The sequence below is a fragment of the Streptosporangium sp. NPDC000239 genome (assembly GCF_040300765.1).
In the GTDB taxonomy this organism is placed as follows: Bacteria; Actinomycetota; Actinomycetes; order Streptosporangiales; family Streptosporangiaceae; genus Streptosporangium.
This window is the reverse complement of sequence record NZ_JBEPEI010000005.1, coordinates 78,501-104,772: the sequence shown is the minus strand read 5'-3', so window position 1 is coordinate 104,772 and position 26,272 is coordinate 78,501. Positions and strand designations below refer to the sequence as shown.

Here is a 26,272-nt window from a genome sequence, read left to right as displayed (position 1 = left end):
CGCGCATTTCCTGTCCTGCCGGTGCCTCCGCGCTTCAGATCTTGTTCCGTTAGGCTTACCTTTCTTAACGTCTGAGCAACTGTTCAAGTGTTGATGAGGCGGGTCTCGGGATGGGTCACGGCCACGGACATGGGCATGGACACGGGCACGGCCACGGGGCGAACTCCGACCGTCGCTACCTGGTCGCGGCACTCGTTCTGCTGACGGTCTTCATGGCGGCCGAGGTCGTGGTCGGCGTCATCGCCAACTCCATCGCGCTGGTCTCGGACGCGGGACACATGCTCACCGACGCGGCCTCCATCGCCCTGGCCCTGGTGGCGATGAGCATGGCGGCCCGTCCCGCCAGCGGCGCCTACACCTTCGGCTGGAAACGCGCCGAGATCCTCTCGGCCGCGATCAACGGGCTGACGTTCGTGGCGCTCGTCGTCTACTTCGTCTACGAGGGCGTCCGGCGGCTCCTGCAGCCCCCGGAGGTGACGGGGGCGCTGGTCCTCGGCACGGCGCTGGTCGGCATCGGGGTCAACGCCGCCGCGGCCTGGCTCATCGCCAGGGCCGACCGCGGCAGCCTCAACGTCGAGGGCGCCTTCCAGCACATCCTCAACGACATGTACGCCTTCGTGGCGACCGCGGTCGCGGGGGCGGTCGTCTGGCTCACCGGCTGGGGCAGGGCGGACGCGATCGCCGCCCTGGTCGTGGCGGCCCTGATGGGCAAGGCCGCCTACGGCCTGCTGCGCGAGGCCGGGCGCATCCTGTTCGAGGCGGCGCCTCCCGGCGCGCCCCCGGCTGAGGTGAGCGCGGCCATCGCCGCCCACACCGAGGTCACCGGGGTCGACGACCTGCACGTGTGGACCGTGACCAGCGGGCTGTCCGCGCTGTCGGCGCACGTGACCGTCGCGCCGGGCGGTGACTGCCACCGGGTCCGCCGCGAACTGGCCGACCTGCTGCACGAGCGCTTCCACATCGACCACAGCACGCTGCAGGTCGACCACGTCCCGGGCGCCGCCTGCCGGATCGCCGCGGGCCGCGACAGGTCAGCCTGACGCCTCCCCGAGGCAGGCCTCGAAGACCTTCGTGAACCGCGCGACCACGGCCTCCCTGCCCGCCTCGTCGAACGCGCCCGGCCCGAAGAGCTGGCGCAGCGTGCCCGCGCCCGCCACGAGCGCGGTGGCGGCGGTCGCCCCGAGGAGGGCCTCCCGGGCGGGCAGGCACGCGGCCAGCGGCTCCAGGATCGCCGAACGGACCCGGTCCCTGACGATCTCGTGGATCTCCGGGCAGACCGTCGAACGGCTGAGCGTCGCCAGCACCGGCCCCTCCTCCCGCGAGCCGAGCAGGTCGGCGACGTACTCGGCCAGGCGCCGGGGCAGCTGCTCACGCGGGACGTCCAGCACCCCGGGAAAACGCCCCCGTACGGCCAGCACCTCGGCGAACAGTTCCCGCTTCGTGCCGAAGTAGCGGTTGATCAGGGCGATGTTGACCCCCGCCTCGGCGGAGATGAGCCGCATCGTCACCTGGTCGTAGCCGAGTTCGGCGAACAGACGGCGGGCGGTGTCCAGGATGCGGCACCTTGTGCCCTCCCTGTCACGACGCCGTATCTCGTCCACTTTCCCATTCCTTCCAGATTTGACGGGTAAACAAGCGTCTACTAACTTCATGTGTATCGTACATACATTGGGGGATGGTCCATGCTGACCGAACAACAGGTCCAGGCCGAGGCGGCCCCGAGGTTCACCCACAGACAGGTGCTGGAGATCCTGGCCGGCCTGATGCTCGCCATGCTGACGTCGATGATCTCGACGTCCGTGGTGGGGACCGCGCTCCCGACGATCGTGGGCACGCTCGGCGGTCAGGACCAGCTCGCCTGGGTCGCCAGCGCGACGCTGCTGACCATGACCGCCTCGACCCCGCTGTGGGGCAAGCTGTCGGACCTGTACGGCCGCAAGTTCATGTTCCAGGCCGCCCTGCTGGTCTTCGTGCTCTCCTCGGTCGCCGCGGGCTTCTCCCAGGACATGGGCCAGCTCATCGCGGCCAGGGCCGTCCAGGGGATCGGCGCGGGCGGCCTGGCGGCACTGCCGCAGATCATCCTCGGCGACGTGGTCGAGCCGAGGGAGCGGGGCCGCTACTCCGGCTACATCGGCGCGGTCTTCGGCGTCTCCACCGTCGCGGGACCGCTCCTCGGCGGCTTCGTCGTGGACAACATGTCCTGGCGCTGGACGTTCTGGATCTGTGTGCCGCTGGCCGTGGTCGCCTTCTTCGTCATCCAGCGGGTGCTCAACCTGCCGCCGTCCCACCGCGCGGCCAAGGTCGACTGGTGGGGCGCGACCTTCATCACCGGCGGCACGACCGCGCTGATGCTGCTGCTGTCACTCGGCGGCAAGGAGTTCGCCTGGAGCTCCGGCTGGACCTACGGGCTCGGCGCGCTGAGCCTGGTGCTGTTCGGCCTGGCCGTCGTCGCCGAGCGCCGGGCGGCCGACCCGATCCTGCCCCCGCACCTGTTCCGCAACCACACCTTCGTGCTCACCTGCCTGGCCTCGCTGCTGGTCGGCGCCGCGATGTTCGGCGCGCTGATGTTCCTGCCGCAGTACCTGCAGATCGTCAAGAACATGAGCCCGACCGCCTCCGGCCTGATGACGCTGCCCATGGTGCTCGGCCTGCTCGCCTCCTCCATCGCCGTCGGCCGCTTCGTCACCAGGACCGGCCGCTGGAAGGCCTTCCCCGTCGTGGGTATGCTGCTGGTCGGCCTCGGGCTGTTCCTGCTCTCCCGGCTGCACGTCGACAGCTCACTGGTGAGCGTCGGCGTCGACATCACGGTGCTCGGCGTCGGGCTCGGCGCCTCCATGCAGATCCTGATCCTGGCCGCGCAGAACGCCGTCACCCGCGCCGACATGGCCTCGACCACCTCCGGCGTGACGTTCTTCCGCTCCCTTGGCGGCGCGGTCGGCGTGGCCGCGTTCGGCGCGATCCTGTCCAACCGGCTCTCCTCCGAGCTGGTCTCCCTCGCCAAGGCCGCCCATCTGCCCCTGACCGGTGGCACGGCGCCCAGCCTCGGCTCCCCCGCCGCGATTCACCGTCTGCCTGCGCCGGTGCTCGAAGTGATCCTTGAGGCCTTCACCCGGGCCATCCACACGGTCTTCCTGGTCGGCGTGCCGATCGCCGTACTGGCCGCGCTGGCGGCGCTGATGCTCAAGGAACTCCCGCTGCGCTCGGCGCGGGGCGCGGTGCCCGCGGCGCAGGCCGACCTCGCCGACGCGAGCTGACGCCAGACACGAAGAAGGGCAGGCACAAAGAAGGGGCGGGTGCACACCCGCCCCTTCTTCGCTGTCTCAGACCGTGGCCAGAGCGGCCTCCGACTCCAGCACCGCCGCGACGGCGTTGACGACCGCGGCGATCCGGATGGCCTCCTGGATCTGCTCGCGGGGCAGCCCCGCCTTGCGCAGCACCTGCTCGTGGGACTCCAGGCAGCGGCCGCAGCCGCCGATCGCGGAGACCGCGAGCGACCAGAGCTCGAAGTCGACCTTGTCCACGCCCGGGTTCCCGATGATGGTCATACGGAGCTTGGCGGGCATGGTCGCGTAGGTCTCGTCACCGATCAGGTGCATCGACCGGTAGTAGACGTTGTTCATCGCCATGATCGCGGCGGCGCCCTTGGCCGCCCTGAACGCCTCGGCGGACAGGACGTCGGCCGCCTCGGCCGCGATCTCGGCGATCACGCGCTGGGACCTCGTCGCCGCCGCGCAGGCGAGCAGCGTCCCCCAGAGCTGCTGCTCGCCGAGCGAGGAGGTCGTGACGAGCGAACCCAGGTTGAGCTTGACGTCCTTGGCGTATTCAGGAAGGGCGCCCTTGAGGTTGTCGACGGACATCAGACGCCGGCCAGCAGCTGCTTCGCGTCCAGACCGGCCTCGCCCTTGTTCCAGTTGCAGGGGCACAGCTCGTCGGACTGGAGGGCGTCGAGGACCCGCAGGACCTCCTTGACGTTGCGGCCGACCGAACCGGCGGTCACCATGACGAACTGGATCTCGTTGTTCTGGTCGACGATGAAGGTGGCGCGCTGGGCGACACCGTCGGAGCCGAGGATGCCCAGCGCCGACGACAGCTCCCGCTTGATGTCGGACAGCATGGGGAAGGGCAGGTCACGCAGGTCGGGGTGGTCCTTGCGCCAGGCGTGGTGGACGAACTCGGAGTCGACCGAGAAACCCAGGACCTGGGCGTCGCGGTCGGCGAACTCGCCTTCGAGACGGCCGAACTCGGCGATCTCGGTCGGACAGACGAAGGTGAAGTCCTTGGGCCACGCGAAGTAGACCTTCCACTTGCCCTCGTAGGACTTGTGGTCGATCTGGGCGAACGCGCTGTCCGCGTCCAGGGAGACACAGGCGGTCAGCTCGAACTCAGGGAAGCGGTCACCGATGGTGAGCAAGTCCGGTTCTCCTTCACAGGGGACGTCGTTGTCGGAGCCCAGACTGCCGCACCTAGCATTGATTCGAGAAATCGAGCAGTCGAACGAATCTGACAGGTGATCCTTATCAGTGAGCCAACCCCCACCCTCGCTCAACTGCGGGCATTCCTCGCGGTCGCCGATCATCTGCACTTCCGGGAGGCGGCCTCCGCGCTGCGGATGAGCCAGCCCGCGCTGTCGAGCGCGGTCTCCGCCCTTGAGGAGACCCTGCACACCCGGTTACTCGAACGGACCACCAGGAAGGTCCTGCTGACCCCCTCGGGCGAGCGGGTCGCGGTGCACGCGGCGCGGGTGCTCAAGGCGGTCGAGGACCTCATGGGTGAGGTCGCCCAGAACCGGGAGCCGTTCAACGGCCCCGCGCACCTGGGGGTGATCCCCACGGTCGCCCCCTACGTGCTGCCCGCGTTGCTGCCGATGTTCTCGCGGCGCTTCCCCAGGCTCAAGCTGACCGTGCACGAGGCCAAGACCGAGACCATCCTGGAGGAGGTGCGTGAGGGCCGTCTCGACATGGTGATGCTCGCGCTGCCGACCGAGGTGACCGGGCTGGTCGAGGAGCCCCTCTACGAGGAGGACTTCCTGCTCGCCTTCTCCCCCGACCATCCCATGGCCGGGGATGACACGCCGCTGGACCGCGAGGCGCTCAAGGGGCTGGACATCGTGCTGCTCAACCAGGGCCACTGCCTGCGCGAACAGGCCATCGACGTGTGCCGTGAGGTCGGCGCGCGGGCGACGGCGGCCACCTACGCCACCAGCCTGCCGACCCTGGTCCAGCTCGTCGCGGGCGGTCTCGGGGTGACGCTGCTGCCCGAGTCGGCGGTCCCGGTCGAGACGGGCAAGCGGGTACGGCTGGCGCTGCGCCGCTTCGCCGACCCCGCCCCCGGCAGGACCATCGGCCTGGCCTACCGGGCCAGCTCGGCCAGGTCCGCCGAGTACGGCCTGCTCGCCAGGGCCGTCCGCTCGGCGCTGCGCGCCAGACGCCTGCCGGTCAGGATCGTCGGCTGAACGGCGCGCTCACCGGCCCGCCAGACGGCCGAGGCGGGCGACGGCCTCGTCGATGACCTCCTCCTTCTTGCAGAAGGCGAAGCGGACGAAGTGGCTGCCGCGTCCGGGGTCGGCGTAGAAGACCTGGGTGGGAATGGCCACCACGCCCGCCAGGTCCGGCAGCTCACGGGCCAGGGTGAGGCCGTCGGTGAAGCCGAGGGGGCGGATGTCGGTCTGCACGAAGTAGGTGCCCGAGGGGCGGTAGACCTCGAAGCCCGCCGCGGACAGCCCGGCCGTCAGGCGGTCGCGCTTGGCCTGCAGGGCCGCGCGCTGCCCGGAGACCCACTCCATCTCGTGGCGCAGGGCGTGGGCGACGGCCAGCTGCCAGGGGGCCGAGGCGGTGAAGGTGAGGAACTGCTTGACGGTCTGCACGGCGCGCACGAGCGGGGACGGCCCGCACACCCAGCCCGTCTTCCAGCCGGTGACCGAGAAGGTCTTGCCCGCCGAGGAGATCATCACGGTGCGCTCGCGCATGCCGGGCAGGGTGGCCGGCGGGATGTGCTCGACGCCGTCGAAGGTGAGGTGCTCGTAGACCTCGTCGGTGACGGCCACCAGGTCATGCTCCCCGCACAGCAGGGCGATCTCCTCAAGCTCGGCGCGGGTGAGGACGGTCCCCGTCGGGTTGTGCGGTGAGTTGACCAGGATCGCCCTGGTACGCGGGCCGACGGCGGCGCGCAGTTCCGCCGGGTCGAAGGTGAAGCGTCCCTCGACCGGGCGCAGGGTGACCGGGCGCAGCACGGCCCCGGCCAGGGCGATGGCGGCGGCGTAGGAGTCGTAGTAGGGCTCGAAGGCGATCACCTCGTCTCCCGGCTCGCACAGCGCCAGGATCGAGGCCGCGATCGCCTCGGTCGCGCCGACGGTGACCAGGATCTCGCCGTCGGGGTCGTAGTCGAGGCCGTAGCAGGCCTTGCGGTGCTCGGAGACGGCCTGGCGCAGGTCGGGGACGCCGGGGCCGGGAGGGTACTGGTTGGCCCCCTCCCTGATCGCCGCCGCCGCGCGTTCCAGCATCGCGGCGGGCCCGTCGGTGTCGGGAAAGCCCTGTCCCAGATTGATCGAACCGGTCCGTACGGCGAGCGCCGACATCTCGGAGAAGATCGTCGTGCCGAACGCGCGCATCCGCGCCACCAGGGGATCGTTCACACGGCAACAGTAGACCGGGGCGCGTGACAGATCGAGTGCCAGCCCGACGACCTAGATTTGTATGGGCTTGTCGTCTTATGACAGAGGTCGTCTAGGCGAGATGGATTGCGCGGTGATACGTCTGTTTCCTGTGACCCATACGGCTCCCGCATCCGGAAGGCTCCACGGGCTGGACGCGCTACGCGGGTTCGCAGTGTGCGGGATCATGCTGGTCAACACCTGGCAGCACCTTCGTGAGCGCGTGCCCGGCGCCGAGCGCGGTGCCGTCGACTGGGTCGTGGAGAATCTCGGACAGAGCCGTTTCTATCCAATCTTCTCCGTGCTTTTCGGGATGAGCCTTGTGCTGTTCCTCGATTCGGCCGCCGCGCGCACCGGCCGTCCCAGGCTCGTGCTGCTGCGCCGCCTGGCCGTGCTCGGGGTGCTCGGCCTGCTCCACCAGACGGTGAACCCGGGCGAGGTGCTCCTGCCGTACGCGATCTTCGGGGCGCTGGTGCTGCTGCCCGCCTCGTTCCTGCCGCGCCGGGGGGTGCTGCTGCTCGGGATCGTCGTGACGGTGTGGGGGGTGCGCGAGGGCGGCGGCGTCATCCTCATCCCCGGTCTGTTCCTGCTGGGCATGGCGATGATGGAGTACGGGCCGCCGCGGTGGCCGGTGGGGCCCGTCTTCGTGGCCGGTACGGCGCTGGCCGTCGTCCTCGGCTACCTGTGGGTCAGGGCGACGGCCGGGGACCGCACGTTCTACTTCCGCGGCCTCTACCCCACGGCCGGGCTCGCCGCCGCGACGGCCTACTGCACGGGGCTGCTGCTGCTCCTGCGGACCCGGGCGCGCGGGCCGCTGCTGGCGGTCCTGGCGCCGCTCGGCCGGATGGCGCTGACGAACTATCTGACGAGCACCCTGGTCATCCTGGCGGCGCTGCCGTTGCTGGCCGCGGACCCGACCAGGATCACGGTGGTCGCGCTGACGGTCACCGTACTGGCCGCGCAGGTGTTCCTCAGCAGGGCGTGGCTGCGGGGGCACCGCTACGGCCCGCTGGAGTGGGGATGGCGATGCCTGACGTGGCTGGAACGGGTGCCCAACCGCCGGATAGGGTCGAGGACGTGACGCGCATCGCACTGTGCCAGATCCCGGTCTCCGAGGACCCCGCCGTCAACCTGTCCCGCGCCCGCGAGGCCCTGCGCTCCGCCGCCGAGGACGGCGCCGAGCTGGCGATCCTCCCCGAGGCCACCCTCACCCGGTACGGCAGGCGGATCACCGGCCTGGCCGAGCCCCTGGACGGGCCGTTCGTCACCGGGCTCGCCGAGGCCGCCAAGGAGTCCGGCCTCGCGGTCGTCGCCGGGGTGTTCGAGACCGGAGAGGCCGGGACCGGAGAGACAGGGCGGGGCCGGGTGTACAACACCGCCGTCGCCCTCGACGAGACGGGCGCGCTCCTGGCCGCCTACCGGAAGATCCACCTGTTCGACTCCTTCGGCGCCAAGGAGTCGGAGCTGGTCGTCCCCGGTGAGGAGCCGGTGGTCGTCGAGCTGGCCGGGCTTCGGGTCGGCCTGGTCACCTGCTACGACGTCCGCTTCCCCGAGCTGGGCAGGGCACTGGCCGACCGGGGGGCCGACCTGTTCGCGGTGATCGCCGCCTGGGGGTCGGGCCCGATGAAGGAGGAGCACTGGGCGACCCTGGTGCGGGCCCGCGCGATCGAGAACACCACCTGGGTCGCGGCCGTCGGGCAGGCGCCGAACCCCGAGGCCGCCGACGGTTTCGGGATCGGCAGGAGCATGCTCGTCGACCCGATGGGCGTCGTCCACACCGACCTGGGGCCCGCGCCCGCGGTGCGGACGTGCGTGCTCGACCCCCAGGTCACGATTGCCACCCGGAATGCCCTGCCCTGCTTGGAACACCGGCGGCTTCAGGTCGGCAGATCGTAAAATGCGACCGTGAGTGAGCCACCTGGGCGTAGAACGCAGATGCAGAAGGTCATCCCGCCCCGACTGCTCGTGCCCTATCTCGCGGGCAGGCGCAGCGTCATATCGGGATATGTCTACCGCGTGCAGGACTGCGCCCGCCTGACAACGCCCGCCCAGCTCTTCGCGGGCCTCGACCTGGGCTTCGAGGGCTCCGAGCTGACCACGGCCGTCCCGGAGCTGTACCTCATGCGCTGGTTCGCCCGTGACGTCGACGCCTACGCCGTCCCCTACGGCCCGCACATGGGGGGCGACTGGAACGACGTCCCCCCGTTCGCGGGCAACGGCTTCACCACCTCGCGTGAGCACGTCGTGCCGCAGTTCCACACCACACCCGTGCCGATCCCAGCGGGAGCCGAGATCATCCACGTGACACCCGGCGAAGAGCGCCTGTTCGGCCGTTACGACGGCCTCGCCTGGCGGCGGGCCTCGTGAGCGACGTGATCGAACCGGTGGCATCCGGTTTCCTGGCGCGCTACGGCGAGCGGACCCACGTCGCGGCGCTGGGCCCCGGTGACTCCGAGGTCGTGCTGTTCGCCAAGGAGGCCCGGCAGGGCTTCGAACGTCTCTCCGGCTACTGGCGGGCCGTGGTGCCCCGCGAGGAGCTGGAGTGGCTGGTGCTGGTGCGCACGGTCGGGGCGTTCGGCGGCGAGCCGTGCCTGGTCCTCGACGTCTCCGAGGAGAACGGCGAGGAGAGCCTGCACATCGCCTACACCGGTCACAGCGGGCTGAAGGCCGAGGCGCTCGGCTACTGGATGGTCGACCACGGCGCCTACGAGGTCGTCGTCCCCCGTGACGAGGTCTTCTCCATCCGCGTCGAGCGCGTCCCCCTGTCCCTCACCCCGGCCGAGCCGGAGTCGTGACGTCCCGGCCTCAGGCCGGGTCCGCCCGCCCGCCGAGCGCCCGGTAGCGCGCCAGGCGGGCGGTGAGCCGGTCGGCCGGGGCCGGCCGCAGCAGCCCGGCGATCTCGTGTTCCAGGGCGTGCGCGACCCTGCGGGAGAAGGCCTCCGGCTCGTAGGCGGCGTCGGGCAACTCCGGGATGATCCGGTCGACGATGCCGTCGCGCCGCAGGTCGGTCGACTTCACCCGTTGCGCGGCGGCGGTCTCCGGGGCGAAGTCGACGCTCCGGTACAGCAGCGCCGAGGCGCCCTCCGGCGGCAACGGGGACAGCCAGGCGTGCTGGGCGCACAACACGCGGTCTGCGGGCAGCAGCGCCAGGGCGGCGCCGCCGGCGCCCTCACCGAGCAGCAGGCAGACCGTCGGTGCCCCGAGCGTGACCAGGTCGGCCAGGCAGCGGGCGATCTCCGCGGCCAGGCCGCCTTCCTCGGCCGCCTTGGACAGCGCGGCCCCCGGGGTGTCGACCACCGTGACCAGCGGCAGGCCCAGTTCCGCGGCCAGGCGCATCCCCCGCCGGGCGACCCGGAGCCCGGCGGGACCGAAGGGGGCCGTGACCCTTCTGCGGCCCCGGTCCTGGCCGAGCACGACGGCCGGGGCCTCACCGAACCTGGCCAGCGCGATGAGCAGGCCGGGGTCCGCCTCCCCCTCGCCGCTGCCGTTGAGCGGGGTGACGTCGCGGGCGCCGTACCCGAGCAGCTCACGCACGCCGGGGCGGTCGTCCCTGCGGGAACGGGTGACGGCGTCCCACGCCTGGACCGGGGGGACGTGCTCGTCCGGCTCCCGCCCTGCGGGCCGTACCTCACGCGGGGCGCACAGCACGGACAGGGCCCGGACGGCGAGCCGCCTGGCCTCAGGGGCGGGCACGACCGCGTCGAGCAGGCCGTGGGCCAGGAGGTTCTCCGCGACCTGGACGCCCTCGGGAAAGGGGTAGCCGTGCAGCGACTCGAAGATCCTGGGGCCCAGGAACCCGATCAGGGCGCCGGGCTCGGCCATGGTGACGTGTCCAAGCGACCCCCACGAGGCGAAGACCCCGCCCGTGGTCGGGTGCCGCAGATAGACCAGGTACGGCAGGCCCGCGGCGCGGTGGGCGGCGACCGCGGCGGTGATCTTCACCATCTGCACGAAGGCCGGGGCGCCCTCCTGCATCCGGGTGCCGCCCGAGGCCGGGGCGGCCAGCAGCGGGAGCCGTTCCGCGGTCGCCCGCTCGATCGCGGCGGTGAGCCGTTCGGCGGCGGCGAACCCGATCGATCCGGCGAGGAAGGAGAACTCGCAGGCGGCGAAGGCCACCCTGCGGCCGTCGAGCAGCCCCTCCCCGGTGACGACCGACTCGTCGTAGCCGCTCCTGGCGCGGGCCTGGGCCAGCTCCTCCGCGTAGCCGGAACCCTCGGGTGCGGGATCGGCGGGCGTCCGGTCCCACGACCGCCACGTCCCGGGGTCGAGGAAGGCGTCGATCAGCGCGCGGGCGTCGGGACGCACGAGGTTCATACCCCGGCTCTCCGGCCCGCGCGGCAGGGTGGGTACGAGGAAGAGGTCGTCATCTTTCACGTTCCTCCAGCCACGCGAGGACCTCGTCGTTGTGCTCGCCGAGCGCGGGCGGGGCGGTGTGCCGCATGGGCGGGTCGCCGTCGAAGCGCAGCGGCGGCCCGGGAAGCTCGATCGTGCCCAGGACCGGGTGGTCGACCTCGACGACCAGGCCCTGGGAGCGTGTCTGCTCCCAGGCGTAGACCTCGTCGATCGTCCTGATCGCCCCGGCGGGCACCCCGATCCCGGCGAACGCCGCCAGCCAGTGGGCGCGGCCGTGCCCGGCCAGGGCCCGTTCGATGTCGGCGATCAGGCGGGGGCGGTGCGCGAAGCGTTCCCTGTTCGTCGCGTACTCCGGGGTCAGCGGGTCGATGCCGAGCAGGCCGGCGACCTTGCGCCACTGGGCGTCGTTGGCCACCGCGATCTGGAGCATGCCGTCGGCGCAGCGGAAGGCGCCGTAGGGGGCGATGGAGGCGTGGTGGTTGCCGCCCGCGCCGGGCACCCGCCCCCCGACAGTCCAGGCCGTGCCGTGGTAGGAGTGCACGCCGGTCACCGCGGCCAGCAGCGAGGTCCGCACGACCTTGCCCCGCCCGGTCCGCTCCCGCTCGTAGAGCGCGGCGACCACGCCGTAGGCGCCGTGGATGCCGCCGAGCAGGTCGGCGATGGAGGCCCCCACCCGGTACGGCTCCGCGGGCGAGGGGCCGGTCAGGCTCATCAGTCCCGCCTCGCCCTGGGCGATCTGGTCGTAGCCGGGCCTGCCGCCCTCGGGGCCGTCGTGCCCGAACCCGGTGATCGACAGCACGACGAGACGGGGGTTGAGTTCGTGCAGCCGCTCGACGCCGAACCCGAGGCGGTCCAGGACGCCGGTGCGGAAGTTCTCGACCAGGACGTCGCTCTGCCGCACCAGGCGTTCGATGAGGGTCCTGCCCTCGGCGGACTTCATGTCCACGGTGATGGAGCGTTTGTTGCGGTTGGCCGCGAGGAAGTAGGTGGAGATGTCGTGGCCGGGGCCGACGAAGGGCGGTCCCCAGCTCCGGGACTCGTCGCCCGCCTCCGGCTGTTCCACCTTGATCACCCGGGCTCCGAGGTCACCGAGCATCTGTGCCGCGTGCGGTCCCGCCAGGGCGCGGGAGAGGTCGAGTACGACGATGTCGCCGAGGGCTCCGTGCAAGATCAACCTCCATTGGTGGTCGCCGAGCCTAGCCGAATCGCGACGGGAAAGGGGTGTCCCCCGCCACCGGCCGCCCCGCCCATCGAAGATCTTCCCAGCCCTCCGTCCGGCCCCTCCATCCGGCCTGGGACCGCCATGGGGGCCATCATGGAGGAATGGACGAGATCGTCTCCTTCGAGCGGCTCGCGGACACGGTCCTGCGGCTTCCCCCGTCGTGCGGCCCCGTCCGGCTCGTCACGGTCGACGGCCCCGCCGGGTCGGGCAAGACGACCTTCGCGCGGCGTCTCGGCGCGGCGCTCGGGGCGCAGGTCGTCTCCAGCGACGACTTCCCCGTGCCGTGGGACGAGGTGCCCAGGGAGTGGTTCCGGCTGGTCGAGGAGCAGGTGCTCGGCCCGCTCGCCGCGGGTGAGCCGGGGGGCTACCGGCGCTTCGACTGGGCCGGTGGCGGTTACGCGGAGCGGGTCGAGGTGCCCGTCGCGCCCGCGCTGGTCCTCGAAGGGGTGAGCACGGCCCGCCGTACGGCCCCGGCCGCCCTCGCGGTGTGGGTGTGCGCGTCCGCCGAGGTCCGCCGGGCCCGGGTGCTGGCCAGGGACGGCGCGCAGCTGGCCGAGCAGTGGCGGCGCTGGTGGCGGGCCGAGGAGACGTGGTTCGCCGCCGACGACACCCGCGCCAGGGCGGACCTGCTGGTCGACGGGGCCCGGGTCCCCGGGGAGTTCGTCAGGGTGCCCCGCGACCGGGTCCGTCAGGGCCTCGCGTGAACCGTCCCCGGCGTCTCCCCCGAAGCCGTGACGGGGAGAGCGTCCGGGACCGCGGAGACGGGTTCCGCCGTGCAGGGGGCGCCGCCGCAGACGTCGACGACCACGCCCTCCCGCAGGAAGTGGGCCTTCTGCACGCGGGCCTCCGGGGAGTTGCGCGGGTCATGGTGCGGGTCCCTGCCGTAGGCGGTGCCCAGCGGCGGCGTGTTGGTCCGCGGCGGGGTGACGGCCCCGCTGTCCCAGACGATGAGCGCCGACCCGGCGTACGGGCGGGGCGGCAGCGCCCTGATCCCCCAGTAGGGGGCGACGTCGGGGTCGCGGCCCGCGGCGACGGCGGGCTGGTGGACACGGGCGCCGATCGTGCGCGCCTCGACCTGTGCGGTCACGGTGGAGACCTGGTGGTCGCCGTAGGCGACGTGCAGCAGCACCCGGTGCCTGGGTGAGCCGGGCAGCGGGTCGTCGGTCAGGTGCTGGGCGTAGCCGTTGGTCTCCGCCCGGTCCCAGAGCATCTGCATGAGCGCGAAGCAGACCTGCTGGGTCAGCCGGTCGGGGTAGGCCTCGTCCATGATCCGCTGGAACGGCTGGAAGGCGGTGCTGCGGTTGAGCAGGGTGCTGTAGTTCATCCCCGTCACCCCGAGCACGGCGTTGCGCACGTCGGGGGAGACCGCGACCAGCGCGCCGCCCGAGATGCCGCCCTGGCTGTTGCCGTCGTAGGCGAGCCCGGCCCGCCGGTCGAACAGCGGCCTGCCCTGTTCGTCCCTGAACGCCCGGTGGCCGGTGAACCCGTCCCTGCCGACCATGGCGCGGCCGAGGAGGACGAAGTTCAGCAGGCTCTGCTGCAGCCGGTCGGGGACGGTGCCGAACGCGGACAGGTCGCGGAACACGCCCGCCACATGCTGGACGTCCTCCTCCGACATGCCGATCCACGCGGTGGCGCAGAAGACGAAGCCCTGCTGCCCGGCCATCTCCCGCACGTCACGGGAGCGCACCTCGGCGGCCCTGCCGAGCAGGCCGTGGCCGTACAGGGCGGGGGTCGCGGGTCTGGTGAAGGCCGAGCGCGGGATCACGCACTGGTAGCGCGTCCGCAGCGTGTCGCCGAGCGGGCGCGGCCTGCCGTCCTGGTCCCGGTTGAGGCGCGCCCCCGGCGGCGCGCCGGGCTTGTCGAGGTAGTTCGGGACCTGGATCTCCCCGGTGACCTCGCGGGCGATGTCGGGGTCCTGGGCCTCGGTGAGGTCGGTCACCGACTCCACGGTGAAGCGCGGCGCGGCCCCCCTGAGCGCGCGCAGTGCCTCATCGCGCATGCTCAGCACGGGACCGGCCAGGCCCCGCCCGCTGGCCACGGTGAAGTCCCAGGCGAGGTGGAGTCCCCGCCTGTCGACCCCGGCCGTCGCGAGGTCGGCGAGGGTCCTGCGCAGCGCGCGCTGCCGTACGGCGAGCGGGTCCCCCAGGGGGAGGTCGGCGCCGGTGAGCCTGGTGAAGGTCTCCGGGGCCCGCAGGGGGACGCCCGAGGCGTCCTTCAGGCCGCGCAGCGCGACGGCGTAGCGGTGGCCCTCGATGAGGTTCCTCGCCGGTCTGACGATCAGCGCCCGCCGGGCCGGGTCGGTCGCCCCCGCGTCGAGCTCCGCCCAGTACGGCCAGCGCTCCCCGGTCACGGTGTCCACGATCACGATGGGGGCGTCGCGCCGCAGGGACCACCCGATGTCGGTGACGGGCGCCGCCCCCGTCCTGGCGAGGTCGAGGCCCGGCACGTGGGCCAGCAGCATGGACCCCGGGGAGAAGCCGTCGGCGGTGTTCCACGACGCCGGGTCGACGGGGACGCCCTCCTCGTTGCGGGGCATGGCACCGGCGGACAGTTCGACCCGCAGGCCGGTCGCGGTGCGCGCGTTCACGGTGAACCAGTCGTTGGGGAAGGGCAGCAGGCACTCGTGACCCGCGATCGGGTCGCAGCCCGCGTCCTTCGCCCCGGGAACGGCGGCCGGCGGCACGGACGTCGAGGAGGAGGCCGGGACCGAGTCGGAGGGCGGGGCGGGGGCCAGGACGGGCAGCACGGGCCTGGGGCCCATCGCCGAGACCACGGCCAGCACGAGACTCGCCACCATCGCGCGCGGACGCATGCCTGTGCCTCCCTGAGCCTCGCCGGTGCCGGACACCCGTGACTAGCGCAGCAGACCGCAGGAAAGACCGTCCGTCAATGGGTGATCGACGAATGGGTTCAGAGTGATATGTCCCTCAGATGCCCGTCGTCGTTGAAGATCTCGGCCCGCGAGCCACGCCAGACCGAGACCGAGGCGTTCGTGACCGGCGCGAACGCGGCGACCGAGTCCAGCGCGACCCCCTCGATCACGTGTTTGAGCATCAGCACCACCGCGTCGTGCGCGACGACCAGCACCCGCCGCCCGGCGTACCCGGCGCGCATGTCACCGACCACCGCGCGCACCCGGTCCGCGACGTCGGAGAAACACTCCCCGCCGGGAGGGCGGTAGCCGTACTCGGCCCGCAGCAGTGACCGCGCCTCCTCGGGGAAGCGCCGCATGATGGCGGCCAGGTTCATCCCCGCGAGCTCGCCCATCAGGCGGTCGCCGAGCCTGGCGTCGAACCGTACCTCGGGGACGGCGCTCAGCTCGGCCGCGGCCAGTTCCCAGGTCTGCACGGCCCGCCGGTACGGCGAGCACCACACCACGTCGGGCCCCCGCTCCCGCGCCAGGCGCCTGCCGAGGGCGCTCGCCTGCCGTCTGCCGAGCGGGGTGAGCGGGACGTCCTCGTCGGCGCCGGTCAGGACGACGGCCGTCCCGCTCGCCTGCGCCCTGGCGTAGGCCACGTTGGACTCGCTCTGGCCGTGGCGTACCGCGGTGATCATCGAGGGCATGCCCTCAGCCAACCTCGCCGTGAACGTCCGCGCAAGACCCGGCTGCTAACGTCCGGTCACATGGACGACGGCGTTTACGTGGGCAACGCGGGCGAGGACGCGGCACTGGACCGGGGATGGATCCTGGGGCACTTCAAGGAGGCCGGGGACCCGCGGCACAGCGAGGACGTGGAGATCAAGTGGGGAGTCCACCCGCCCGGCGACCGGCGGGCCCGGTGGGTGCGGGGTGAGGAGCGCACGGCGCTCCTGGTGCTCGTCAGCGGCCGTTTCCGCGTGGAGCTGCCCGGCCGCAGCGTCCTGCTCGAACGCCAGGGTGACTACGTCGTGTGGGGCAGGGGCGTCGACCACTCCTGGGTCGCCGAGGAGGAGTCGGTCGTGCTGACGGTCAGGTGGCCGTCCGTGCCCGGCTACGCGGTCGCCCCGGTGGAGCGCCCGCCGCTCGTCCAGAGCTGACACCGGGCACGGACCCGGGTTCAGCGGCGGCGGGGGCCCATGGTCGAGCCGATCACCGAGTCCGCGTCGTGGGCGTGCACCTTGGCCGCGAGCCGGATGGCCATCTCGCTCGTACGGCGCAGCTCGGCCTCGACCCTGTCCTTGCCCGACTGGCCGACCTGGACGCCGAAGTAGGCGCCGATGATCGCGCCGGAGACGCCGACGAGCCCGGCGAACGGGGCGGTCGAGTCGCCGCCGCGCATGGCGATCACCACGAAGGCGACCAGGATGACGACAAGGCCCGTCACCACGACGTAGAACCCGTAGCGCCAGCGGGCCGCCTCGGCCTTGGCGGCCACGGCCTCGTCCTCGGTCATCATCGCCGCGAGCGCGACGGGGATCTCGACGGTCTCGCCCGTCGGGGCCGTCGGGGGGACCGCGGAGGTGTTCACCGCGGGTGACTTGATGACGGGCGGAGCGGAGTTCTTGGTGGTCGTCACAGGTTCTCCCACTTCTCGTTAGAGCCTCAACGAGGCTCCCACGCTTTACACGAACAAGCCAATCGAAAGGTGTCGCGCGGGACCTGACTCCCTTACCGGTGTACCGCGCCCCAAACCCCCGTCGAAGAACCACTAGGCTGGCCGCCTGTGACCGAACCGTCCGCGCTCTCCGCCGTCCCCACCGGAACCAGGGACGGCGTGCTCCGCTTCTACTTCGGCCCGATGGACTGCGGCAAGTCCACACTGGCCCTGCAGATGAACTACAACCATCGGCGTCAGGGCAGGCACGGTCTGGTGCTGACCAAGCACGACCGTTCCGGCGACGCCAGGGTGACCAGCAGGATCGGCCTGGGCAGCGAGGCCGTCGAGGTGGTCGACGGCCTCGACCTGGTCGAGCTGGTGCGCGGGCAGCGGCGCGTCGACTACGTGATCTGCGACGAGGCGTGCTTCTACACGGTGGAGCAGATCGAGCAGCTGGCCGACCTCACCGACGACTTCGGCATCGACGTCTACGCCTTCGGCCTGGCCTCGGACTTCCGGTCGCAGATGTTCCCCGCCGCCCAGCGCCTGTTCGAGCTGGCCGACGAGATCAACCGGCTGCAGGTCGAGGTGCTGTGCTGGTGCGGCAGGCCCGGCAGGCTGAACGCCCGCGTGGTCGGGGGCAGGCTGGTGCGCACCGGGGAACAGGTCGTCATCGGCGACACGGGTGAGGCGCCGATCCGCTACCAGGTGCTCTGCCGCCGCCACTACCGCGCGGGCGATCTCGGCGACGCCTGACGTCCGGCCGGACGTCAGGCGAGGGCGGGGCGTCAGATCGCGCAGTGGCCGTCGTCGCAGGCCTCGCCGGCCTCCGCCGTCCCGGGGGCCTGCCCGGTCCGCTCGGCGACCTCCTCAAGGGCGGCGAGCAGCGTGTCCTCCGGCTGGGCGCCGGAGACCGCGAACTGGCCCTCGAACAGGAACAGCGGGACGGAGGAGACGCCCAGGGAGCGGGCCCTGGACAGCTCCTGGCGGACCTGCTCCGTCCCGCCGGGGCCGTCGAGGTCGGCCTTGACGTCCAGGTCCGTGGCGATCGTGGCCAGGACCTCGCGGGAGCCGACGTCGAGGCCGTCGGTGAAGTGGGCGGCGAACAGGCGGTACAGCGCCTCCTCCCCCCTGCCCTGCTCGTCGGCGATCTGGATGAGCCGGTGCGCGTCGAGGGTGTTGGCGTGGACGGCGCGGTCGAAGCGCATCTCAAGGCCGTCCTGGGCGGCGACCTGGGTCACGTGGGCGAACATCTGCCGCGCGCGTTCCTGGCCGCCGAACTTGGCCGCGGCCCAGGTGAGCAGGGGTGACCCGGTGGACTCGGCGTCCGGTGCGAGCTGGAAGGGCCGTAGCCCGATCTCGACCTCGCCGCCGGTGGCCCGGTAGCGCTCGACGGCGCGGGCGAAGCGGGTGTGACCGATGTAGCACCAGGGACAGACCACGTCCGAGTAGATTTCAACCTTCACAGAAGGCTGCAACCAGGGCGAAGCCCCACTGATTCCGGAAACGAGGTCAGATGGCCGAGGCGATGTCCTCAAGCCGGGCGGCGAGGCGTTCCCTGTCTCCCTCGGCCAGCGCGGCGGCGGCGCGCCACCAGCCGAACCACTCTCCGCTGCGCCACATCCAGTCGGCCCGCTCGATCGCGGCGACGACGTCGCCCCTGTCCCGCCAGGACTCGCCGACGTCCTCGGTGTGCGCCCCGTGGCGCAGCGCCCAGGCGCGCAGGATCTCGGCGGCGGCGGGGTCGACCGGCTGCGCGTAGGGGTCGGGGTCCTCACCGGCGAGCCGGTGCGGGCCGAGCCCCGCGGCGACGCCCCAGCTCCACTGCGCCTCGGCCGGACGGGAGTAGCGCAGCGAGTGGAAGTCCAGGTTGGAGCCGAGGGTGTCGTCCGCGCGGGCGACCACGACCGCGTCGAGCCTGCCGCCGACGTCGAAGGAGACCAGGACCCGTTCGCCGGGCCGTACGTTCCCCGGCAGGTCGATCCGGTCCTCCGCCTGCCAGGAGTTCAGGTCGGTCGCCGCCAGGGGGCTCCCCCACTGCTCGTCCGCGGCGTCGTCGGCGATCCAGGCGGCGAGCATCTCCAGCACGGTCAGGTCGGTCCACGGGTCGATCGCGGTCGCGGTGCGCAGCACCTCGTCCGGGGAGGGCAGCTTCTCCCCCCTGGACCGCGACCACCACTCCTCGCCGAGGTCCCGGGTGCCGACCAGCAGCGCGGCGAGCGCCGCCAGCTCGGCCGACCTGCGGGTGAGCGCGACCCCCCTGACGAGGTCCGCGCAGAGCGTGGCCCGTTCGGCGCCGAGCACGGCCCGCGCCTCGCCGAGCAGCGTCACGGCGTCGGGTTGTCCTGCTCCGAAAAGGTCACGAACCAGTCTTCTGGCCTCGGTTCGGGCGTCCTCCGCACGTTCCTCGCGCATACGCGTCAGATTACGCCGGGAGCCAACCTCGCGCGAGGGTTGCGCGCCGTCGCTCACCGGCCGGCGTCCTCGCCGGGGATGGCCGTACCGTCGTCGCCGTCGCCGCCGGCCGAGGAGGCGTTCCTGTGGGCCGCGCGGCCGACCATGTAGGCGGCGACGGTCGCGGTGATCACCTGGAACACCCCGGTCAGCAGCAGCGTCCCCGCGACGGCCCAGGTGGGGTGGCGCAGCCACATGGCCAGCAGGACCAGCTGCAGGCCGAGCACCTGGGGCTTGGTCGCCGGATGCATGCGCGACAGGGTTCCGTGGAACCGGAACATCCCCACCCCGGCGGCCAGGGCGAAGGCGGCGCCGAGCAGCACGCACACCGCCGCGGCCACCTCGAGCGGGGTCACCGGACCCGCCCGGAGAAGAACCTGGCCAGCGAGACCGACCCGACGAACCCGACGAGGGACAGCACCAGCAGCACCGGCAGCGCGGAGTAGGCGCCCAGGGCCGTCGCCCCCGCCGCGATCCCGCACATCACCACGGCGGTGAGCACGTCGAGCGCGACCGCCCTGTCCAGCATGGACGGGCCGCGCACCAGCCTGGTGAGCGTCAGCGCCGCCGCGCAGCCGAGCAACGCGAGCGCCGTCAGGTACACCGCCGTCACCGCAGTTCCTCCCTGTCCTGTGAGGTGCCGAAGGCCGCGACGATGGCGCCCTCCAGACGGGTCACGTCGGCCTGGACCGTGGCGGGGACGTCCCCCTCGACCCCGAGCACGTGCAGGACCAGTCGCCTGTCCGCGAAGCGCGCCTCAAGGACCAGGCTGCCGGGAAGCGCCGACAGGGCGATCGTGACCAGCACGGTCATCACCTCCGACGAGGTGCGCAGCCGTACGGTGACCACCTCGACGGGCGGCTGGACGCCCAGGCGCAGCGCCCAGAGGGCCACCCTGAAGCTGGACATCACCAGGTCACCCGCGAAGCGGGCCAGGAAGACGGCCGCCGCGACCGGGTGGATCCTGACGCCGGAGTCGAGTACGGGCAGCGGCAGCGCCCAGACGATGACCGTGGAGGCCAGCAGGCCGCCGAGCACGTTGCCCACGCTCGGATCGCCCCACAGCAGCAGCCAGACCACGGTCAGCCAGACCACCTCGCCCGGCGGGACCGGCCTGCCCAGCAGACGCGGCACCCGCCCTGCCCCGCCCGTCGCCCTCACCGCGCGCTCCCCAGGACCGCCGAGATGTACGGCTCGCGGGCGAGCAGTTCCGCGGCCGTCCGGCTGGTCAGGGCCGACAGCGGCCCGGCGAGGACGGTGTAGGAGAGCCCGAGCACCACCAGGGCCGTGGTCGCGCCCAGCATCGGCGCGGGCATGGTGGCGCTGGTGACGATCTCCCGCCCGGTGATCCCCTCGGTGCCGGGCGCCCTGGTGAGCGTGGTCTCCTCGCTCTCCAGCACGGTTCCCGGCCGGTCGGCCGCACCCGGGGCCGGAGCCCGCCAGAACGCCTTGCTCCAGGCCGTGGACATGGCGTACAGGGTCAGCAGGCTCGTCACCAGGCCGCCCGCCACGAGGATGAGCGGCAGGGCTCCCCCGGCGGCGATCCCGGCCTGGACGAGGTTGAGTTTGCCCAGGAAGCCGGACATCGGGGGGATGCCGGCCAGGTTCATCGCGGGGACGAAGAAGAGGACCGCGATGACCGGAGCCAGCCGCATCAGACCACCGAGGTCGTCCAGGGAGGTGGTGCCCGCGCGCCGCTCGATCAGCCCGGTCACCAGGAACAGGCTGGTCTGCACGGTGATGTGGTGGACGACGTAGAAGACCGCGCCCGACATGCCCGCGGCGGTCGAGAGCCCGACCCCGAAGACCATGTAGCCGATGTGGCTGACCAGCGTGAAGGAGAGCATCCGTTTGATGTCGGTCTGGGCGACGGCGCCGAAGATCCCGACCAGCATCGTCAGCAGCGCCGCCCACATCAGCAGGACGCTGACCGGGCCACCGGGGAACAGCAGCGCCTCCAGCCTGATGACGGAGTAGATGCCGACCTTGGTGAGCAGCCCGGCGAACAGGGCCGTGGCGGGGGCGGGCGCGGTCGGGTAGGAGTCGGGCAGCCACGCCGACATCGGGAAGATCGCGGCCTTGACCACGAAGACCAGCAGGAGCGTCAGCTCGACCAGCAGCTTGAGGTAGTCGGGCAGCACCTGGAACCGTTCGGCGAGCTGGGCCATCGACACGGTGCCCGTCGCTCCGTAGGAGACCGCGATCCCGACCAGGAACAGCAGTGAGGAGGCCAGGCCGATCACCACGTAGGTGGCGCCCGCGCGGATGCGGGACTCGGTCCCGCCGAAGGTGAGCAGCACGTAGGAGCCGCTGAGCAGCATCTCGAAGGCGACGAAGAGGTTGAACAGGTCACCGGAGAGGAAGGCGTCGGAGACACCCGCCACCATGATCAGGTAGGCCGGGTGGAAGATCGCCAGTGGGGCGGCGTACTCCTGGTCGGCGTAGGCCTGCGCCAGCGAGTAGACCATCACGCACAGCGTCACCGCCGAGGAGACCACCAGCATCAGCGAGGAGAGGCGGTCGGCGACCAGGGCGATGCCGACCGAGGCGGCCCAGCCGCCGAGGTGCGTGGCCAGCGGCCCGCCGCCGTCGGCCGCGGCCAGCAGGAGCACCGAGACCACGAGCACCGCGGTGAGCGTGACCACACTGATGAGCGCCTGGAGCCTGCGCGACCTGCCGCCGATGGCGAGCTTGAGCCCGGCCGCGAACAGCGGCAGCAGCACCGGCACCGCGACCAGTTCCCGTGCCACCCCCTCCACCGCCTGCGCCATCAGTCGTCCCCCTCCAACTCCGGGTCCTGCGCCCTGGCCTGCCGTTCCCTGTCCTGCCTGATCGCCTCCCGCATCTCGGCGCGCGCCTGGCGGCGCCGTTCGCGCAGCCTCCTGCGAATCCTGCGCTCCCGCGCGGCCTGCTCCCGCTCCCTGCGGGCGAACTCGGCGCGCAGCCTGGCGGCCCGCTCGCCGCCGCCCTCCTTCGAGGCCTCCTCGGCGTCACGGCGTTCGCGTTCGCGCCTGGCCTCGTCGAGGCGGGCCAGCTCGGCCCGCTGCTGCCTGACCAGGCGCCGGTAGGCCTCGCGCCTGGCGAGCACGGACCTGGCCAGCTCCCCTCTGCGGGCGCGCAGCCGTACCCTGCGGTCCTCGGTGTCGTCCTGTACCTCGTCGCCGCCGGTGAGCTGCCAGGAGCGGTGGACCATGGCCAGCAGGAACGCGGTGACGCCCAGGGTGATCACCAGGGAGGTGAGGACCATGGCCTGCGGCAGCGGGTCGGCCATCCGCTCGACGGGGGAGACGCCGAGGATCGGCGGCTCACCCGCGGGACCGCCCGTCAGGACGATCAGCAGGTTGACGCCGTTGCCGAGCAGGATGACGCCCACGAGCAGGCGCACCAGGCTGCGTTCGAGCAGCAGCGCCACCCCGGCCGCGACCATCGTGCCCGAGGCGGCGAACGGCACCAGCGAGACGGTCACCGGCCCTCCTCCTCGATCTGCCGGTCGAGCTCGCCGCCCAGGCTGCGCAGGAAGTCCTGGACCATGCCGACGACCGCGGCGTAGACGCCGACGTCGAACAGCAGCACGGTCGACAGGTGGAGCGTGCCGACCAGCGGGACCTGCACGTCGGCCGCGAGCATGGTCAGCGGGGTCCCGGAGAACAGCAGCCCGACGAGGGCGGTGACCGTCGAGAGCAGCAGGCCGAAGCCGATCAGCACCCCGGCGTGCGCGGGCACCGCCAGGGCCAGTTCGTAGCGTCCGCCCGCGAGGTAGCGGACCACCAGCGCCAGCCCGGCCACGATGCCGCCCGCGAAGCCGCCCCCGACCGCGCTGTGCCCGGTGAACAGCAGGAAGACCGAGATGAGCAGCACGGTGTGGAAGATCAGCCGGGCCACGATCTCCAGGACGGCGGCCCGCTCCCCCTTCGGCAGGGTCGCCGCCAGCCAGTGCGGTCCCCGCTCGGGGCCGGGTTCCCCCGACGGGCGTTCCAGCGTGTAGGTGCGACGGCGCAGGAAGACCAGGCTGGTGACGCCGAGGGTGAGGACGACGAGCACGGAGCTCTCCCCCATGGTGTCCCAGGCCCGGATGTCCACCAGAAGGGCGCTGACGGCGTTGGAGGCCCCGGCCCTGCGGGCGGCCTCGGGGATCAGCGCCCCGACGGGGGGCGCCTGGCGGGCGGAGACGGCCAGCATCCCGGCGACGGTCACGACGACGCCGCTGACCGCGCCGAGGCCGAGCCGTACGCCGAGGGGCACCCTGGGCCTGCCCTCCCTGGGGCCGAGCGGGAGTCTGCGCAGCACGAGCACGAAGACCACCAGGCTCAGCGTCTCGGTGAGGAACTGGGTGAGCGCCAGGTCGGGTGAGCCGTGGACGAGGAACAGCAGGGCCGTGCCGTAACCGGTCAGGCCCGCGACCAGGGCGAGCACGATGTGCGTGCGGATCCGCGGGGCGAGGACGGCGACGGCCACCAGCAGCGCCCCGACCAGGGGTTGTTCCGGGCGGGTCCAGGAGGCGACGTCGAGGTGGACGTCCGGCGTGGGGCCGTACAGCGCGGCGAAGACCCCGATGCCCGCGACGGAGACGAACGCGATGATGAGGTAGTCGGTCAGCGAGCCCCGCTGGGTGACCCCGGTCAGCTGCAGGGAGAAGCGTTCCAGGCCCCGCATCAGCGCCCAGTAGACCCGTCCCGAGTCCACGAGCCGCAGCACCCGTCCCACCCGTTCGACGAGCCCGCCCGCCGCGAACAGCAGCGCCCCGCCGCACAGGGCCGCGGCCGACAGCAGCAGCGGCGTGAGCGCCCCGGTCCACAGCGCGAGGTGGACGTGGCCGGTGCCGGGAAAGGTGCCGGTGTAGCCCTCCATCGCCCGGCCGTACCAGGAGGCCAGGGGGGCGAGCACCACGCCCAGTACGGCCAGCAGCGCGGGCGGGGTGAAGGTCGCCGCGGCGGCGGGGCTCGCCGGGGTCGGCGCGAGGCCGCGTCCGCCGCCGAAGGTCCCCCACAGGAACCTGGCGCTGTAGGCGACGGTGAGCATGGAACCGGCGACGACGACCGCGAGCGCCACGGTGTCGGCGGTCCGCCCGGTCAGCAGCGACTCGAAGGCCGCCTCCTTGCCGACGAACCCCAGCGTCGGCGGTATCCCGGCCATCGAGACCGTCGCGGCCGTCGCCACCGCGCACAGCCACGGCGCCGAACGCCACAGGCCGTTCAGCTCGCGCAGGTCACGGGTGCCGGTGGCGTGGTCGACGACGCCGACGACCAGGAACAGCGACGCCTTGAACAGGGCGTGCCCGAGCAGCACGGCCACGCCCGCGAGCGCGGTGTCCCGGGTCCCGGCGCCGAACAGCGCCGTCATGAAGCCGAGCTGGCTGACCGTGCCGTAGGCGAGCAGCCGTTTGATGTCGTACTCGCGCAGCGCCCGCCACCCGGCCAGCAGCATGGTGAGCAGACCGAGGGGTACGGCGACCGCCCGCCAGACGGGCAGCGTGCCGAAGGCGGGGCCGAACCTGGCCAGCAGGTAGACGCCGGCCTTGACCATCGCGGCGGCGTGCAGGTAGGCGGAGACCGGGGTCGGGGCCGCCATCGCGGCGGGCAGCCACATGCTGAACGGGAAGATCGCCGATTTCGACAGGGCCCCGGCCAGGAGCAGGACGACCGCCGCCGGGACCACGGCGCCGGAGGGCGGGTCCGCGACGATCCGCGAGATCCGGTAGGTGCCCGCGCTCTCGCCGAGGATGACCATCCCGGCCAGCATGGCCAGTCCTCCGGCGGCGGTGACGGTCAGCGCCTGGGTGGCGGCCCTGCGGGCCTGCCTGCTGCGCGGGTCCTGGCCGATCAGCAGGTAGGAGAAGACCGTGGTCAGCTCCCAGAACACGTACAGCAGCAGTAGGTTGTCGGCGACGACCAGGCCGAGCATCGCCCCGGCGAAGGCGACGAGGACCCCGCCGAACCGGCCGAGCCCCTCCTCGCCCGCCTCGAAGTAGCGCGCGCAGTAGACCAGCACCAGCGCGCCGACCCCGGTGACCAACGCCATCATGAGCACGCCGAGCGCGTCGGCGCGGAAGTCCAGGTCGAGTCCGAGGGCGGGCGCCCAGGTGTGGCTCGACCCGGCGGGGACGCCCGTCAGGGCGATCCACAGCGTGTAGGCGAACCCGCAGGCGGGCGCGACGGCGAGCACGGGGAAGGCGCCGCGCCCGAGACAACGGGCCAGCGCCGGGGCGCACATCGCCGCGACGGCGTGCAGGATCAGCAGCGACTCCATGTTCCCCCGGGCACCGTCGTGGTCGGCACAGCGTCGGCACCGTGTCGGCACAGCCCAAAGTCCCAGAAGCCGGATGTTTCCTCGCCTGGCGCACCGGCGCCTTGACCCGAAAAGCGCCCCCTCTTCACCGCTCCCTGATCAATCCCCGGCCCGCCCCGGGGTCAGCGCCCTCTGCCGGTCCGGCCGAGCAGCCAGCCGATCACGGCGCTGCCGAGCGCGACCCCCGCCCCCATGCCGAACGCCGCCAGGACCGGCCAGGCGGGACCGTTCTCACGGTGCCGTACGGCGGGCCGCTCGAAGACCCGGGCGGGTTCCCCGGTCGCGGCCTCATGGACCTCCTCGGGCGCGGCCCCAAGGGCGGGGACGGCCTCAGGGGCGGGGACGGGGGTGCCGGACAGGTGGGTCTCGACGGCGGAGAAGAAATCACCGGCCGTCCTCTTCGCCACCGAGCCGAGCACCCGCTGGCCGACGCCGCCGATCATGCCGCCCACCACGGCCTCCGCGTCGTAGTCGACCCGGGTGCCGTCCTCGACCTCGCTGAGCCGTATCTCGACGGTCGCCTCCACGGTGCCCGGCGCGCCCTGGCCCCTGGCCCTGAGCACGAACCGGTGCGGGGCCTGCGGGTCGAGCAGTGCCACCTCCCCCCGGTAGACCCCCTTGACGGAGGCCACCCCGGCGGTGACCGTCATCCGGTAGACCCCGGGCCCCGTCTCCTCAAGGCGCTCGCAGCCGGGGATCGTCCGTACGAGCACGGCCGGGTTCTGCAGCGCGGACCACACGCGTTCTCTGTCGATGCCGAGTACGGCACTGCCTGTGACCTTCACTCCA

General features: G+C 72.4%; 28 protein-coding genes. 10 read left to right on the top strand and 18 right to left on the bottom strand.

Annotated features, from left to right (window positions below; genetic code table 11):
* Positions 1–110 precede the first annotated feature (110 nt).
* Positions 111–1,040 carry a cation diffusion facilitator family transporter gene (locus ABT340_RS15410; RefSeq protein WP_352011378.1) on the top strand — a complete coding sequence of 310 codons (930 nt, stop codon included), beginning with the start codon at positions 111–113 and terminating at the stop codon, positions 1,038–1,040.
* Here ABT340_RS15410 and ABT340_RS15405 read toward each other — a convergent pair.
* Positions 1,032–1,601, bottom strand: coding sequence for a TetR/AcrR family transcriptional regulator (locus ABT340_RS15405; protein WP_352011377.1), 570 nt, complete (start codon positions 1,599–1,601; stop codon positions 1,032–1,034). The two genes, ABT340_RS15410 and ABT340_RS15405, sit on opposite strands and share 9 nt — an antisense overlap.
* An 81-nt stretch (positions 1,602–1,682) precedes the next feature.
* Between ABT340_RS15405 and ABT340_RS15400 the strand changes: the two genes are divergently transcribed.
* Entirely contained in the window at positions 1,683–3,254 is a 1,572-nt protein-coding gene (locus ABT340_RS15400) for an MDR family MFS transporter (RefSeq protein ID WP_352011376.1), read from the top strand.
* A 66-nt stretch (positions 3,255–3,320) separates the two neighbouring features.
* Here ABT340_RS15400 and ahpD read toward each other — a convergent pair whose 3' ends face one another.
* Together ahpD and ABT340_RS15390 are read right to left on the bottom strand one after the other, a co-directional pair.
* Positions 3,321–3,857 carry an alkylhydroperoxidase, AhpD family gene (ahpD, locus tag ABT340_RS15395; protein WP_352011375.1) on the bottom strand — a complete coding sequence of 179 codons (537 nt, stop codon included), beginning with the start codon at positions 3,855–3,857 and terminating at the stop codon, positions 3,321–3,323.
* Positions 3,857–4,411, bottom strand: a complete 555-nt coding sequence (locus ABT340_RS15390) for a peroxiredoxin (protein WP_352011374.1) — start codon at positions 4,409–4,411, stop codon at positions 3,857–3,859. Before ABT340_RS15390 ends, ahpD begins: the two co-directional genes overlap by 1 nt.
* Before the next feature lie 96 nt (positions 4,412–4,507).
* Between ABT340_RS15390 and ABT340_RS15385 the strand changes: the two genes are divergently transcribed.
* Positions 4,508–5,452: a LysR substrate-binding domain-containing protein gene (locus tag ABT340_RS15385; RefSeq protein ID WP_352011373.1), complete on the top strand. Its 945-nt coding sequence runs from the start codon at positions 4,508–4,510 to the stop codon at positions 5,450–5,452.
* Positions 5,453–5,461: 9 nt separating this feature from the next.
* Here ABT340_RS15385 and ABT340_RS15380 read toward each other — a convergent pair whose 3' ends face one another.
* Positions 5,462–6,631, bottom strand: coding sequence for a pyridoxal phosphate-dependent aminotransferase (locus ABT340_RS15380; RefSeq protein WP_352011372.1), 1,170 nt, complete (start codon positions 6,629–6,631; stop codon positions 5,462–5,464).
* Between the two features lie 205 nt (positions 6,632–6,836).
* On the opposite strand from ABT340_RS15380, the gene ABT340_RS15375 reads away from it, so the two are divergent.
* The 4 genes from ABT340_RS15375 to ABT340_RS15360 are packed head-to-tail and all read left to right on the top strand — an operon-like array spanning position 6,837 to position 9,444.
* Positions 6,837–7,730: a DUF418 domain-containing protein gene (locus tag ABT340_RS15375; RefSeq protein ID WP_352011371.1), complete on the top strand. Its 894-nt coding sequence runs from the start codon at positions 6,837–6,839 to the stop codon at positions 7,728–7,730.
* Positions 7,727–8,545, top strand: a complete 819-nt coding sequence (locus ABT340_RS15370) for a carbon-nitrogen hydrolase family protein (RefSeq protein ID WP_352011370.1) — start codon at positions 7,727–7,729, stop codon at positions 8,543–8,545. Before ABT340_RS15375 ends, ABT340_RS15370 begins: the two co-directional genes overlap by 4 nt.
* 9 nt (positions 8,546–8,554) lie before the next feature.
* Positions 8,555–9,016 carry a hypothetical protein gene (locus ABT340_RS15365; protein WP_352011369.1) on the top strand — a complete coding sequence of 154 codons (462 nt, stop codon included), beginning with the start codon at positions 8,555–8,557 and terminating at the stop codon, positions 9,014–9,016.
* Positions 9,013–9,444, top strand: coding sequence for a hypothetical protein (locus tag ABT340_RS15360; protein ID WP_352011368.1), 432 nt, complete (start codon positions 9,013–9,015; stop codon positions 9,442–9,444). The genes ABT340_RS15365 and ABT340_RS15360 overlap by 4 nt, the downstream gene beginning before the upstream one ends.
* Positions 9,445–9,454: 10 nt before the next feature.
* Here ABT340_RS15360 and ABT340_RS15355 read toward each other — a convergent pair whose 3' ends face one another.
* Positions 9,455–10,963, bottom strand: a complete 1,509-nt coding sequence (locus ABT340_RS15355) for a carboxyl transferase domain-containing protein (RefSeq protein WP_352011725.1) — start codon at positions 10,961–10,963, stop codon at positions 9,455–9,457.
* Positions 10,964–11,012: 49 nt separating this feature from the next.
* Positions 11,013–12,170 (bottom strand): CaiB/BaiF CoA transferase family protein, encoded by a 1,158-nt coding sequence (locus tag ABT340_RS15350; protein ID WP_352011367.1) that lies wholly within the window; start codon positions 12,168–12,170, stop codon positions 11,013–11,015.
* Positions 12,171–12,325: 155 nt separating this feature from the next.
* Between ABT340_RS15350 and ABT340_RS15345 the strand changes: the two genes are divergently transcribed.
* Positions 12,326–12,928: a uridine kinase family protein gene (locus ABT340_RS15345; RefSeq protein WP_352011366.1), complete on the top strand. Its 603-nt coding sequence runs from the start codon at positions 12,326–12,328 to the stop codon at positions 12,926–12,928.
* Here the strand turns inward: ABT340_RS15345 and ABT340_RS15340 are convergent.
* Both ABT340_RS15340 and ABT340_RS15335 read right to left on the bottom strand, forming a co-directional pair.
* Positions 12,913–15,039, bottom strand: a complete 2,127-nt coding sequence (locus ABT340_RS15340; RefSeq protein WP_352011365.1) for a hypothetical protein — start codon at positions 15,037–15,039, stop codon at positions 12,913–12,915. The two genes, ABT340_RS15345 and ABT340_RS15340, sit on opposite strands and share 16 nt — an antisense overlap.
* Positions 15,040–15,137: 98 nt before the next feature.
* On the bottom strand, positions 15,138–15,791 hold the full coding sequence (locus ABT340_RS15335) for a histidine phosphatase family protein (RefSeq protein ID WP_352011364.1): 654 nt from the start codon (positions 15,789–15,791) through the stop codon (positions 15,138–15,140).
* 60 nt (positions 15,792–15,851) lie between these two features.
* On the opposite strand from ABT340_RS15335, the gene ABT340_RS15330 reads away from it, so the two are divergent.
* Positions 15,852–16,244 (top strand): cupin domain-containing protein, encoded by a 393-nt coding sequence (locus ABT340_RS15330; protein ID WP_352011363.1) that lies wholly within the window; start codon positions 15,852–15,854, stop codon positions 16,242–16,244.
* 20 nt (positions 16,245–16,264) lie between these two features.
* Here ABT340_RS15330 and ABT340_RS15325 read toward each other — a convergent pair whose 3' ends face one another.
* Positions 16,265–16,723: a hypothetical protein gene (locus tag ABT340_RS15325; RefSeq protein ID WP_352011362.1), complete on the bottom strand. Its 459-nt coding sequence runs from the start codon at positions 16,721–16,723 to the stop codon at positions 16,265–16,267.
* A gap of 147 nt (positions 16,724–16,870) precedes the next feature.
* Here ABT340_RS15325 and ABT340_RS15320 point away from each other — a divergent pair, with 147 nt between their 5' ends.
* Complete coding sequence (locus ABT340_RS15320) at positions 16,871–17,500, top strand: thymidine kinase (protein WP_352011361.1); 630 nt, start codon at positions 16,871–16,873, stop codon at positions 17,498–17,500.
* A 32-nt stretch (positions 17,501–17,532) separates the two neighbouring features.
* On the opposite strand, the gene ABT340_RS15315 is transcribed toward ABT340_RS15320, so the two are convergent.
* From ABT340_RS15315 to ABT340_RS15275, 9 genes are all read right to left on the bottom strand, one after another.
* Entirely contained in the window at positions 17,533–18,210 is a 678-nt protein-coding gene (locus tag ABT340_RS15315; RefSeq protein ID WP_352011360.1) for a DsbA family oxidoreductase, read from the bottom strand.
* Positions 18,211–18,256: 46 nt separating this feature from the next.
* Positions 18,257–19,159, bottom strand: a complete 903-nt coding sequence (locus tag ABT340_RS15310; protein ID WP_352011359.1) for a hypothetical protein — start codon at positions 19,157–19,159, stop codon at positions 18,257–18,259.
* A 53-nt stretch (positions 19,160–19,212) separates the two neighbouring features.
* Positions 19,213–19,554, bottom strand: a complete 342-nt coding sequence (mnhG, locus tag ABT340_RS15305; protein ID WP_352011358.1) for a monovalent cation/H(+) antiporter subunit G — start codon at positions 19,552–19,554, stop codon at positions 19,213–19,215.
* Positions 19,551–19,811 carry a monovalent cation/H+ antiporter complex subunit F gene (locus ABT340_RS15300; protein ID WP_352011357.1) on the bottom strand — a complete coding sequence of 87 codons (261 nt, stop codon included), beginning with the start codon at positions 19,809–19,811 and terminating at the stop codon, positions 19,551–19,553. Before ABT340_RS15300 ends, mnhG begins: the two co-directional genes overlap by 4 nt.
* Positions 19,808–20,359, bottom strand: a complete 552-nt coding sequence (locus tag ABT340_RS15295; RefSeq protein WP_352011356.1) for a Na+/H+ antiporter subunit E — start codon at positions 20,357–20,359, stop codon at positions 19,808–19,810. The genes ABT340_RS15300 and ABT340_RS15295 overlap by 4 nt, the downstream gene beginning before the upstream one ends.
* On the bottom strand, positions 20,356–21,969 hold the full coding sequence (locus ABT340_RS15290; protein ID WP_352011355.1) for a Na+/H+ antiporter subunit D: 1,614 nt from the start codon (positions 21,967–21,969) through the stop codon (positions 20,356–20,358). Before ABT340_RS15290 ends, ABT340_RS15295 begins: the two co-directional genes overlap by 4 nt.
* Entirely contained in the window at positions 21,969–22,664 is a 696-nt protein-coding gene (locus ABT340_RS15285) for a Na(+)/H(+) antiporter subunit C (RefSeq protein ID WP_352011354.1), read from the bottom strand. Before ABT340_RS15285 ends, ABT340_RS15290 begins: the two co-directional genes overlap by 1 nt.
* Positions 22,661–25,444: a Na+/H+ antiporter subunit A gene (locus tag ABT340_RS15280; RefSeq protein WP_352011353.1), complete on the bottom strand. Its 2,784-nt coding sequence runs from the start codon at positions 25,442–25,444 to the stop codon at positions 22,661–22,663. Before ABT340_RS15280 ends, ABT340_RS15285 begins: the two co-directional genes overlap by 4 nt.
* Positions 25,445–25,605: 161 nt before the next feature.
* Entirely contained in the window at positions 25,606–26,268 is a 663-nt protein-coding gene (locus tag ABT340_RS15275) for an SRPBCC family protein (RefSeq protein ID WP_352011352.1), read from the bottom strand.
* Positions 26,269–26,272: the final 4 nt, after the last annotated feature.

What these genes read in the sequence shown, in the direction of transcription:
- ABT340_RS15410 (WP_352011378.1), top strand. Translation starts at nt 111, where the DNA reads ATGGGTCACGGCCACGGACATGGGCATGGACACGGGCACGGCCACGGG.
- ABT340_RS15400 (WP_352011376.1), top strand. Translation starts at nt 1,683, where the DNA reads ATGCTGACCGAACAACAGGTCCAGGCCGAGGCGGCCCCGAGGTTCACC.
- ahpD (WP_352011375.1), bottom strand. Translation starts at nt 3,857, where the DNA reads ATGTCCGTCGACAACCTCAAGGGCGCCCTTCCTGAATACGCCAAGGAC.
- ABT340_RS15375 (WP_352011371.1), top strand. Translation starts at nt 6,837, where the DNA reads ATGCTGGTCAACACCTGGCAGCACCTTCGTGAGCGCGTGCCCGGCGCC.
- ABT340_RS15355 (WP_352011725.1), bottom strand. Translation starts at nt 10,963, where the DNA reads ATGAACCTCGTGCGTCCCGACGCCCGCGCGCTGATCGACGCCTTCCTC.
- ABT340_RS15345 (WP_352011366.1), top strand. Translation starts at nt 12,326, where the DNA reads ATGGACGAGATCGTCTCCTTCGAGCGGCTCGCGGACACGGTCCTGCGG.
- ABT340_RS15340 (WP_352011365.1), bottom strand. Translation starts at nt 15,039, where the DNA reads ATGCGTCCGCGCGCGATGGTGGCGAGTCTCGTGCTGGCCGTGGTCTCG.
- ABT340_RS15335 (WP_352011364.1), bottom strand. Translation starts at nt 15,791, where the DNA reads ATGCCCTCGATGATCACCGCGGTACGCCACGGCCAGAGCGAGTCCAAC.
- ABT340_RS15330 (WP_352011363.1), top strand. Translation starts at nt 15,852, where the DNA reads ATGGACGACGGCGTTTACGTGGGCAACGCGGGCGAGGACGCGGCACTG.
- ABT340_RS15310 (WP_352011359.1), bottom strand. Translation starts at nt 19,159, where the DNA reads ATGCGCGAGGAACGTGCGGAGGACGCCCGAACCGAGGCCAGAAGACTG.
- ABT340_RS15290 (WP_352011355.1), bottom strand. Translation starts at nt 21,969, where the DNA reads ATGGCGCAGGCGGTGGAGGGGGTGGCACGGGAACTGGTCGCGGTGCCG.
- ABT340_RS15280 (WP_352011353.1), bottom strand. Translation starts at nt 25,444, where the DNA reads ATGGAGTCGCTGCTGATCCTGCACGCCGTCGCGGCGATGTGCGCCCCG.